The organism is Affinundibacterium fentianense (assembly GCF_018139545.1).
Classification (GTDB): domain Bacteria; phylum Pseudomonadota; class Gammaproteobacteria; order Burkholderiales; family Burkholderiaceae_D; genus Undibacterium; species Undibacterium fentianense.
The window spans coordinates 1-12,017 of sequence record NZ_JAGSPJ010000009.1; the positions used below are offsets into that span (position 1 = coordinate 1).

Genomic DNA, 12,017 nt, shown 5'->3' on the forward strand with positions numbered 1-12,017 from the left:
ACCGCGCGCCTGACTACAGCGGCTTGCAATACTGGCTCAGTGAAATGGAACATGGCAAAACCATGACCGATATCGCTCGGGCTTTTGCAGGACATTCTCGTTTCCTCAGTGACTATGCTAGTTTGAGCAATCAACAATTTGTTGAAGTCATGTACAAAGAGGGTTTAGGCAATCAAGGTGACAGCACAGGCATCGCATATTGGACGGGTAAAATCAATCAAGGTCAATCGCGTCCCGATATGCTTGCCGAGTTTGCCTTAGCAACCATCACCGCCGATTTAGTTTCTGCGAAAAAATCTCAAGCCTTGAGTGATGCAGATTATTGGGCTGCGAGTGTGCGTCAGAATGCGTTGCTCAATCGTGTCGATCTAGGTTTAGAGTTCGCGATGAAATTTGGTAGTGCGAGTGATCCTCGTGAGGCTTCCGACCTTGATGTCGCTTACCATGCGGCTAAACTGTTATTGACCAAGGTCGATGCGTCGGATGACAGTTTGGAGGCAGCTTTATTGAGTCTACAGACCGCCAATTCCGTTTCACAAGTCGCAGCACTCATGCACTCCTCGCCGCAAGTCGAATTGGTTGGGATGCATCTGGTGACAGACTACCTCTAATCAACAAACGAAGATCGGGCCACCATTTTGAGTCATGGTGGCCTTTTTTCTGATATTGCCGTGCTATTGTGTTCGATACGATAAGCGGAAAGACAGCAAGTAATTGCCTTTTTAAAAACATAAACATTGAATTAAGGGGGCAATTTCCTCCTTTAAATAATCCGCAAATTCAATGCAAAATTGCAACATGGAAATATTCAGAATGCATTTTATTTCCACAAGAAAACAAAAATAAATAGAACTATTTATTTTATGATTATAGTGACGTAAAATTTTACATGTAAGCAAAAATACGCTTTAAAAACATGCACTTAAGCTTGACGAGCAAGTTTTGAATCAATAATATTGCGAGCAATTTATTTCCTTCATGCTCACAATGACACTGCCAACACATCCGATTTTCTTGACCTGTATCAATCATATTTTCCAGGTTCAGGCAGCTGCTAACAATCCGATTGCGCTCAAATTGACTTCAGTTTCGGAGCTTCGTGAAAGTCCCGCGAGCAGTCCAACACATCCTATAGCGCATTTCTCACTTATTTTCGAATCGGATCAACAAGAGGCTCTTCCTCAACAAATCTATCGATTTGATAATCCGACCACTGGGTTGTTTGACATGTTTATCGTTCCAATCGGCCCCGACCCAGTCAGCCGACAAATGCGTTACCAAGCTATATTTAATTAAATCAAGAAGTTTCTTTTATAACGGAGTTTTGGATGTCTGGTCAGCATAATTTAAAGCGACGCAATTTTCTCTCTATTGGAAGTGCTCTCGCGCTCACCTCGCTCTCCACGCCAGCCAGTGTCGCGTATGATTCCAGCACAGCCGAGCAGCCAGAGCGATGCCAAAGTAAATTGTCGCAAACAGAGCATCTTTGTCTAAATGATTTCGGCATTGACGACTTTAGAGCATGCATTGGCACCGAGTTTTTAGTAGGCAATGGATTACGTAAATCGAGTTTACGATTGGAAGACGTTGCGTCGCATCGACGGGAAAATGATCCACGCCCATCGCATCTGCGCGTTGAACCATTTAGTCTACAGTTCGCAAGCTTTAAGCCGATTTCTCTCGCTCCAGCAATTCAGACACTGCAGCATCGGCGGCTCGGCGAAATGAAAGTATTCATTTCCCCGATTGGCAAACGCGAAAACGGCACCCAATTTTTCGAAGTCGTTTTCGGTTAATTTGTCCAACTAGCGGGTCGTTCTTATTAATTATCATGCAAGCTATGAACATGCATTCTTCCATCAGCCTACGTCCAATTCAAGCGGACGACATGCCGATTTTGCGTGAAATTTACTATGCATCGCGTGCCAAGGAGATGCAATATTTTCCCTTGTCCGACGAACAAAAAGATCAATTTCTTGCGATGCAATTTGATGCCCAACATCATCACTATCAAACGCATTACAAATCAGCGCAGTTCGCATGCGTATTGATTGAGAACAAGATCATTGGACGTCTGTATGTCCATCGTGGCAAAGAAGAAATGCGTATTATCGATATTAATTTATTGCCTGCCTATTGCAATCAAGGAATCGGCTCAAGCTTATTAAAACAACTCATTAACGAAGCTGACGGCCGACAGCTAAGCGTCAGCGCGCATGTGGAGCATAGCAACCCCGCTCGTCGCCTGTATGCACGGCTAGGCTTTAAGGAAATCGAGGAACGCGGCGCTTACCTATTTGTCGTACGACCAGCGCACGCTCCAACAATTTGCCCCCAACAATTTGATAACCAAGGCGCTGGCACTTACAGCGCAACTCATTGAGAGAGCACTATGGCAGAACCTTTTTTGTCCGAAATACGGATGTTCAGCTTTATTTCCCCTCCAAAAGGCTGGGCACTTTGCAACGGTCAGCTTTTACCAATCAACCAGAATCAAGCACTATTCTCGCTACTGGGTACCACCTATGGTGGCGATGGTCGGGTTACTTTCGGTTTGCCGGATCTGCGTGGTCGGGTACCCATCCATGCAGGGAATAGTTATACACTGGGACAACAAGGTGGTGAACAAGCGCATACACTCAGTTTGTCAGAATTACCTGTCCACAGGCATTTGATCAATGCTTCAAACAAACGCGCCAACTTGAGCAATGCAACCAATGGAACAATAGCGCAAACGACAAACCCTCTGTTCTCCGATCTATCACCCGGATCAATTTACGAAACGTCCAGTTCGGGTCTTCCGAACACCAATAACATTGGTGGGTCGCAAGCGCATTTAAACATGCAGCCGTTTCTGACACTCAGTTTTTGCATCGCATTGCAAGGGCTTTTCCCATCACCATACTAAATAGTACTAATTTACTTTACCCAAAGGTTTAGAAATATGGCGCAACCCTATATAGGCGAGATTCGGATATTTGCTGGCAACTTCGCCCCAGCAGGATGGCGTTTCTGTGACGGCTCAATCTTATCGATTTCCGAATATGAAACTTTGTTCTATTTAATTGGCACCACATATGGTGGAGATGGCGTATCGACTTTTGCTGTACCGGACCTGCGAAGTCGCGTCCCAATTCACCTAGGCAACGGCTTTGTAATCGGTGAAGCAGGTGGTGCAGAAGAAGTTACCTTATCAGTCAATCAAATACCTGCTCACAGTCATAATTTGGGTGGAAAGTCGCCCACAGCATCTGCACCAACAGGCAATGCAACGCATACCACGCCGATCGGCAAGACCTTCGCTGGTGGCTCGATCAAAGCCTACTCCAACTCGACTATTTTTGACGCGAATGATGGCAAACTGAACTCAGCAGTGTTGAACTCTGTCGGTGGAGGTCAACCGCATACAAATATGATGCCTAGCCTAGGTATCAATTACATCATTTCGCTTTTTGGTCTTTTCCCCAGCCCCAACTAAGGTTACATCATGGCAGATCCTTTCGTCGCGGAAATCCGCATCTTTCCATTTAACTTTGCACCAAGAGGCTGGGCATGGTGCGATGGACAAATATTATCCATATCGCAAAATACAGCGCTCTTCTCGCTGCTTGGGATCACCTACGGTGGCGATGGTAGAACTTCTTTTGCCCTACCCAATCTTAGCGGCCGCGCTGCAATAGGGTCAGGCCAAGGGCCTGGACTAAGTGAGCGAGTACTCGGAGACCCCGTTGGTCAATCGACTGTCACGTTGACTTCGGCAGAAATTCCTTCGCACAACCATACGATGCAAATCAATAATATTGCGGGGAATTCTACTTCGCCAAGTGGAGCAGGTTTAGCGGTTGGTGCGCGCGGCGTCCCACTATTTGCGCCGATAAGCGGAGCGTCTGGCACCATGCATGCAAGCGCATTGGCAGAAGCGGGAGGCGGTCAGCCGCATAACAATATGCAGCCCTATCTCACTATGAATTTTGCCATCGCAATGCAAGGTGTGTTTCCACCGCGTACATAGGTCTGTTCACCAACAAATCAAAGCAAGCACCAATTTACCGACTCAATCCTGATTTAATAGGCAACTCAGCATGTTTGATGCACATTCAAAATTAGTTTTTCCTGGCTTACTCTTGAGCCTCTGCTTTTCACTCAGTGGCTGCGGAGGCGGTAACAACACTTCCTCCACAAACTTAGCAGGAAATAACACTTCACAAGGCACGCCTGGTTTCAGTTGTAGCGGAGCGGTCAAAGAACTATTTACCGCGGTGCAAGGCACTTATGATGGCATCGTTGATTCAACCTATCTAAGCGAATCAGGAAACCCGCTGACGAAGGGCGTGGTGTACCCAATCAGCATTTCAGGCCAAGACTGTTCGATTCGTTTTACGGGCAACAAACAAACGAATTATGTCTTTGCATTTGGCGATCCCACGAATACGTCCCCCAGTGTTTTTGTGGGATTCAGCGCGACGGAAATTTTGCAAAATCCTGAAAGCCTTGATCTGAAAAATGTGCAATACAACGTCAGTATTTCAAGCCCAACGAATACCGTCGAACTAGAACGACGCATCGCCAAGAACGCGATAGGCACGGAAACAATCGACGGCGATTTACATTTCTATTCTGTTCCCGGTCCAAATGCTTTCGGTGGAATGCACATGAAGATTGTAAGTCGACGCCCGCTGAAATAGCTTCCTACCGACATTCGACACTTAACCGCTAATGCGATTGCACATAGCCTTGATCAAGTAATGCCAGCTCGATGATAAAAACGATGAATACTGAACTACACACTCTGACTTCCCATAACTCCAACGTAATACAACTCGCCGTCATCGATACTCGTCTGAAAGATTATCAACAAATCGCAGCGGCATTACCGAACGATGTTCAGATCATTTATATCAACGGACAGAGCAATGGCATTCAGGATATTCTGAACGTATTGCCAGCACAAATCCAAATCAGTACTTTGCATATCTATTCTCACGCTAGCAATGCAGATCTACAGTTAGGATCAGAACACCTTACGCTAACGAATATCACAAGCGACTCACAACAAGCTGCACTACATCATCTTGGACAAACACTCACGACAGATGGTCTCATTGTGCTGTACGGCTGCGACCTCGCCAAACTCGAGAGCGGCACCCAATTGGTTCAAGAATTTGCCCTTAGCACCGGCGCAACTGTCGCGGCGTCAACTGATACGACCGGCCCCAGTTCACTCAATGGTGATTGGAATATGGAGTTGGTTGCAAACAGTGATGGACAAATCATCGCATCCACTTCAGACGCCTACACTCTGGTCCAAGACCGCACTCTCGCAATCAACGCGTATGAGAGCAAATTAGGTAGTCTGATCGACGGCAGCAATCAGGTCTTCCTATCCTCTGGGAGCGATTACATAGACACCAGAGCCCCGGGAACTAAGCCAATGGCGATGTTAGGTGCGGTGAAACTGTCTAGTGGCGAACGGGTTGTCCTGCATGCAAACATGGTCGCGGACTACTTTGGGACACCGAATTTAGATTATTTAAGTGTAAGCATCGTCAACAGCCAAGGGGACGTCAACACCATCAGTTTATCTGGAACGGTGGCGAATGTCGTTAATAACAACGACGGGCAAACACACAATCAAAGTGTCACGCAAACCAACGATAGTGCATCAATTATCGCCCTCAAAAATGGTGGATTTGTGGTCGCCAGTCAATCTCGGTCTGGGTACGGTCTGCAACTTTTTAATAGCAATGGTGAATCTCAGAACACCACTGCGCCATTATGGATTAACTCCTATAGCCCATCATCTCGACTCCTCGCAGATGCGGATGGTGGATTCGTCATTTTGTGGACCGAAACAGCGTCAAGTAATGAAACTGTTGCTGTACTTTTTCAACGATATGCCGCTGACGGCTCCACGATAGGCAGCGCAGTCAGCAAGGTCTACGCTTCGGGCACACCGATTGTCGAGCAGGCAGCGATCGATGAGAACGGCATGATTGCGATACCGATTAGTAGTGCCGACGTTTTCACACCAAGTCAGGTCGCACTTTGGAATAATTCCAATCAACTTGTCGGCACTTACGATACCGCTTTTTTTCAAAGTGCGGCGGTGATTGCCCCGATGTTCGGTGGAGGATTTGACCTATTCGGCAAAGACCTGACCTCAGGCGTTGGGAACACTGCGAACAGCTATTTTGTCCAAACATTAGGAGCAGACGGTAGCTTAGGTTTGACTGTCGATACGGGTATTCAAGCAAACCTGATACGCACTATCGCGACCGATACTTCTGGCAATTATTTTGCGGTGGGCGGCGCAAATGCCACGTCCAACTCCGCGTACTTCATCGATGGCTTTAAACCCTCGGCCGTGACCAGTTCGCAGCTAATCGACGATGCAAACCAACTTGTCACCATCCCTAGCCTGCATTCAGACCACAGCGCGACGGGAGTGTGGATCAGCGACTCCTATAAAAATCAAAATGATCTGATTGTGAGCGGAACAGTGGAGGTAGTCGATTACACCGCTGTTTTCTCCACACCACAAGATTATCCACCGACACTCAGTGGGACATTTACCACGAATGGCGCACTTACAGACCAGGCTAGCATCCAACCTTTTAAAAATTTATCTGTCAGTGACGTGGACTCTATCAGCGGTAGAGTACGTATTACTTATAACGCAGCAAATGGTAGCTTGTCGGGCGAAGGGATCACAGGAACTCCCGGGAACTACACGCTCGATACCACAACAACAGATTTTTCAACGCTAAGCAAAGACCTACAAAGCCTCGTTTTTTATCCGACACAAAATCAAGTCATCGTCGGCAATACCGTTCAAACGATTTTCACGATAACGCCTAACGATGGGCCGCGTGATGGCCGAGCGAATACGGCGACCAAAATCACCGCGACATCAATCAATGACGCACCTCGAATTGATAACAATAAAAGCGCAGCAACAGCAAATCTTTATTCAGACGAAAACCAAACCAAGATCGCTACCATTAGTGCGACGGATGTCGATGTCGGACAGACCTTGACCTATAGCATCTCTGGTACAGATGCCTCGTTCTTTAATATTGATACGAGCACTGGCGACTTGACGTTCATTAGTGCGCCGAACTTTGAAGAACGTCTTGACGGCGATAAGAGCAATTCTTACGATGTGATTGTCAAAGTGTCAGACGGAAGCGCATCAGATCAACAAGCTATCACCGTCTATATTACAGATGTTAACGAAGACCCAGTCATCACGAGTAACGGAGGAGGCGCAACGGCAAAAGTCAGCGCTGCGGAGAACCAAACAAGTATCACCAAAGTCGTCGCCAGCGATGTCGATGCCAACACGACTTTAACATATAGTATCGCGGGAACTGATGCGAGTTTTTTCGATATCAACTCTAGTGACGGCACCTTAACTTTCAAAAATGCGCCAGACTTTGAAAGCCCAGCGGATAAGGGCAAAGACAATGTCTATGACATCACCGTGACCGTTTCAGATGGTACTCTCACAGACAACCAGGACATCGCTATTACAGTCACCAATGCGAACGACGCGCCGGTTATCACAGGTCTCACCAGTGCAGATAACCAATCGGTCTTGGCTAGCGCAGCGGCAGTATTGATTGATCAAGCAGTCTTGGCCGTCGTCTCTGACATCGACAACGCCAATCTGGATGGTGGATACCTCAGTATTGCCATTGCTAGCGGCCGTCAAACTGGCGATACATTAGGCATACGAGCCAACGCAGACCTGAGCCTTTCGAATCAGACCGCTGTGGGCAGCACCATTACGATTGAAGGTCAAATCATCGGGAGTATCGCCAACAATGGCACAGGCACCGGAAGTGATAGCCTGATCATTAATTTGAATGCGCAAGCAACGCCCGCCCGCGTGTCGACCCTTTTGCAAAACATCAGCTTTGATGCAACCGGAGTGAAAGGCGATCGCGTCATCAACATTCAAGTCAACGATGGTGCCGCAAGTTCTGCCGCAGCCGAATTGACGGTTAGCGTCGCAACCAATCCGACAGTGGAGATCAGCAGTAGCAGCAACACGCTTAAGGCAGGCGAAACCGCAACCATCACCTTCACTTTTAGTGCATCGCCGATAGGATTCGATGCGGACGATATCACTGTCAGCGGCGGTGTACTCAGTAATCTTGCTGTCAACGGTCAAGACGACAAGATTTATACTGCGACTTTTACACCGAACGATGACACCCAAAGTCTCACAGGTGCTATCAGTATTGCTGCTGAAAAATTCAAGAACGCGCTTGACGAAGATAACTTAGCAAGCGTCACCAATGCGAATATCAGTGCCGATACCAAACTGCCGACTGTAAGCAGTTTAGTCCGTGCGGACTCAAATCCCAGCAACGCCGATAGCGTCGACTTCACGCTCACTTTCTCGGAAAGTGTAACTGGCGTCGACATCGCCGACTTCAGCCTAACGAATACAGGTGCGGCGGCCGGCACTGTCACTGCTGTAAGCGGCAGTGGGAACAGCTATACAATTACAGTCAGTGGCCTGACTGGCGAGGGTAGCTTGCGCCTCGATCTCAATAATTCTGGAACGAGTATTAATGATCTTGGAGGTAATCTACTTAACAAGGGCTATACCGCTGGCGAGAGCTATACGTTTGACAGAACCGTCCCAAGCCTGACTTCCATTACACGCGCTGATGCGGACAATACTAATGCTAGTTCGCTCAGTTTTACCTTAAAGTTTTCGGAAAGCGTAAGCGGGCTCGATCTGGATGACCTAACACTCAGCAAGACAGGCGATGCGGATGGCGATATCGCATCCATTTCAGGCAGTGGCGACACCTATACTGTCACGATCAACAATCTGAGTGGAACAGGAACCTTGAGACTCGATCTCAATGGCTCTGGGACAGCGATCAGTGACACTGCAAGTAATCTTGTGAGTGGCGCGTACACCGCAGGTGAGTTTTACACAATCGACAGACATGCACCGACAATCAGTAGTATTACCCCCACCGGTGACAAGGCAACGAATTCAGAATCAAGTTCGTTTAAAGTGACGTTTAGTGAAGATGTCAATGGTGTTGACCTCAGCGATTTCAGTTTAAACACCACAGGTAACGCCTCTGGTTCACTTGCGTCGATAACAGGCAAAGGCAATGAATATACGATCGTCATCGATCACCTGACAGGTGCGGGCGACATTCGCATTGACCTCAATAAAAATGCGACGCAAATTAGCGATATCGTCGGTAATCAGATTACAACGGGCTATACCAGTGGCAATGTCCTAACAATTGACCGTGTTGCACCAACACTCAGTCAATCGATTGACATGAGCGACACCAAACTGAGTATCGGTGAAACAGCTACTGTGACTTGGGTCTTTAGTGAAGAAGTCAAAGATTTTACAACGGATGACCTCACTGCCGATAACGGCGTGATTTCCAATTTGGAATCCAAAGACGGGATAACATGGCACGCCACCTTCACTCCCAGCAAGGAGATTAGCGATACCAGCAATCTCATCACGCTCGCAATGAGTGGCATAGCTGATGTGATGGGCAATTATGGCTCAGGTAAAGAGAGCAGTCCCAACTACGAAATTGATAATGTCCGCCCTGCCCTTGCCGCAGAAATCAGCCTATCCGACAGCCTGCTGAATGCGGGTGAAACTGCCACAGTCACATTCACGTTTACCGAAGCTGTCACGGATTTCACCACCGATGACATCACTAGCCAGAATGGAAGCATTTCAAATCTCACTAGCACCGATAAAGGGGTAACTTGGACGGCAACACTCTCGCCAAATGAAAGCAAATCCGATACCAGTGGTGTTTTAAGCCTGGATTTGAGTGGCTTGACCGATCTCGCTGGCAATGCGGGCGTCGGCAGCATCGAATCTGGAAAATACAGCACAGATACAAGCGCACCTGGCTTAGCTAGCATGATCAGTGTCTCGGATACCGCACTCAAAATCGGTGAAACCGCAACCGTGACATTTAGCTTCACCGAGAAGGTCACAGCGTTCACAACGGACGATATCCAGAGCAAAAATGGCAGCATCAGCAAACTTGAGAGTTCGGATGACGGATTAACATGGACAGCCGTTTTCACGCCGACTGACAATGTCGAAAATAGTGCGAATGCAATCACCTTAGACATGTCGACGATTACTGATTTGGCTGGCAATAAAGGTTCAGGAACGGCAGATTCTGAAAATTTTTCTATTGATACTCGCCGTCCGACCTCGACCATCAGTATCGACAATAGCGCGCTCAAAATTGGCGACACTGCGACAGTGACGATGACCTTTAGTGAACCAATCACAGATTTGACTGCTGCCAATTTCACCGTGCCGAATGGAGGCTTGAGTAATTTCTCCACCAAAGATAGTGGTATCACTTGGACTGCCAGCTATACACCTGCTGACGATATTGAAGACAGCACGAATTCCATCAGCCTTAATCTTTCAGGAATCATCGATTCTGCTGGCAATGCGGGTACAGGCAGCAAGGATACAACCAATTTTGTGATCGATACCAAATCGCCCACTGCAACGATCAGCCTAGTCGATACACAATTAACTGTGGGTGAAAGCACACTCGTCACTATCACCTTTAGTGAAGCAATCACAGGTTTAGATGGTAGCGATTTACAAGTACCTAACGGCAACTTAAGTGCATTGTCTAGCAAAGATGGCGGCGTCACTTGGCTTGCGACCTACACACCGAATTTTGGCGTCGCTGATGACAGTAATAAGATTATTTTAGATTATGCAGGAGTCATGGATAGTCATGGCAATAGCGGAAAAGGTAACGCCCAATCGAATAATTTCACGATCAACACCGTCAACACTGCGCCTGAAATCAGTGGCACAAGTGCAGGGCTGCGTTTGACAGATATCAGCACCATTGCGCCATTCTCTAACATTGTGATTGTCGATAACGATCCTGACGCGAAAGAAACCGCTAGCGTCACTTTAGATACGGCCGCGAAAGGAACTTTTACAGTCGCGTCACTCGCGCTGAGCGGATTTAGCACGAACGATGGCGGCCTCACTTACGTCCATTCGGCAGCGAGCCCAGCACAAATTCAAGCGGCTCTAAGGAGCTTGGTTTTCCAACCGACGACTGGTCGCGTTGCGATTGGCAGTACCGAAACAACGCAATTCAGTGTCACCATTCACGATGGAGTCGCAGGCGATACGGACTCGCTAACAAGTGTCATCGCCACGGCAGTCAATGGCGCACCAACAAAGATCGATCTCAGTAGTACACGCGTATCGCAAAGCGCTGGTGCGAATGCACTTGTTGGTACATTCAACACCACCGATATGAATCCGGGCGATACCCATCAATATGCCTTCGTTGTCGGTAGCGATAACAGCCAACTATTTAGCATCGTCGGCAATGCCTTGCATGTTAAGGACCCAGAGCAACTCAGTGCTGGAGATTACGAAATTACTGTCCGCAGCACCGACGCCGGCGGGTTGAGCGTTACCAATACTTTGACAGTTCGCGTACGTGATAGCTTTCCACCAGAAATTGATGCGTTTGAAGTCGCTCAAGATTCAGCCAATCCTGATCAAGCTCTTTACACACTTCAATTTAGCGAAGATGTAAAAGGAGTTGATGCTAGCGATTTCATTTTAAGTAAGAGTGGCGACATTAATGCGCGTATTAGCGGCATCACCCAGGTCAATCCTAGCACTTATCAAATCAAGATTTCTGGCATTGAAGGCAATGGGCAGCTGCAACTCGACTTACGCAGCGAACATGGCATCACAGATCTTAGCGACCGTCTTTTAATTGGCGGTAGTCAAGGCCCCGCACTCAGCATTGGTAGTGATCAAACGCCAATTTTTGACTGGCTGGAAGCGAATGTACCGAATCGCGAGGGTGAGGGCACAGGTGACGGTAACGGCGACGGTATCCAAGATATCGAACAAGATGCCGTCAGCTCGCTCATTTGGAGTCAACAAGATGACATCGACCCAACCTATTTGACGGTTTGGAATGACCAAAATCTAA

Annotated in this window: 9 protein-coding genes; all 9 read left to right on the forward strand. The window is 47.6% G+C overall.

Annotated elements, in window-relative coordinates:
• A partial coding sequence (locus KDM90_RS17495; RefSeq protein WP_212676919.1) for a DUF4214 domain-containing protein occupies positions 1-611 on the forward strand: 611 nt, incomplete at its 5' end.
• A gap of 367 nt (positions 612-978) precedes the next feature.
• A complete protein-coding gene (locus KDM90_RS17500; protein WP_212676920.1) occupies positions 979-1,296 on the forward strand; it encodes a DUF6916 family protein in 318 nt (105 codons plus the stop codon).
• 32 nt (positions 1,297-1,328) lie between these two features.
• Positions 1,329-1,796, forward strand: a complete 468-nt coding sequence (locus KDM90_RS17505; protein ID WP_212676921.1) for a DUF6916 family protein — start codon at positions 1,329-1,331, stop codon at positions 1,794-1,796.
• A 50-nt stretch (positions 1,797-1,846) separates the two neighbouring features.
• A complete protein-coding gene (locus KDM90_RS17510) occupies positions 1,847-2,383 on the forward strand; it encodes a GNAT family N-acetyltransferase (RefSeq protein ID WP_212676922.1) in 537 nt (178 codons plus the stop codon).
• Positions 2,384-2,392: 9 nt separating this feature from the next.
• Positions 2,393-2,908, forward strand: a complete 516-nt coding sequence (locus KDM90_RS17515; protein WP_212676923.1) for a phage tail protein — start codon at positions 2,393-2,395, stop codon at positions 2,906-2,908.
• A gap of 36 nt (positions 2,909-2,944) precedes the next feature.
• Positions 2,945-3,478 (forward strand): phage tail protein, encoded by a 534-nt coding sequence (locus KDM90_RS17520; RefSeq protein ID WP_212676924.1) that lies wholly within the window; start codon positions 2,945-2,947, stop codon positions 3,476-3,478.
• A gap of 9 nt (positions 3,479-3,487) precedes the next feature.
• Entirely contained in the window at positions 3,488-4,012 is a 525-nt protein-coding gene (locus tag KDM90_RS17525) for a phage tail protein (RefSeq protein ID WP_212676925.1), read from the forward strand.
• A 70-nt stretch (positions 4,013-4,082) separates the two neighbouring features.
• The gene (locus tag KDM90_RS17530) at positions 4,083-4,685 is read left to right on the forward strand and encodes a hypothetical protein (RefSeq protein WP_212676926.1); all 603 of its coding nucleotides are present in this window, start codon (positions 4,083-4,085) and stop codon (positions 4,683-4,685) included.
• Between the two features lie 83 nt (positions 4,686-4,768).
• The coding region (locus KDM90_RS17535; RefSeq protein ID WP_212676927.1) for an Ig-like domain-containing protein at positions 4,769-12,017 on the forward strand (7,249 nt) is incomplete at its 3' end.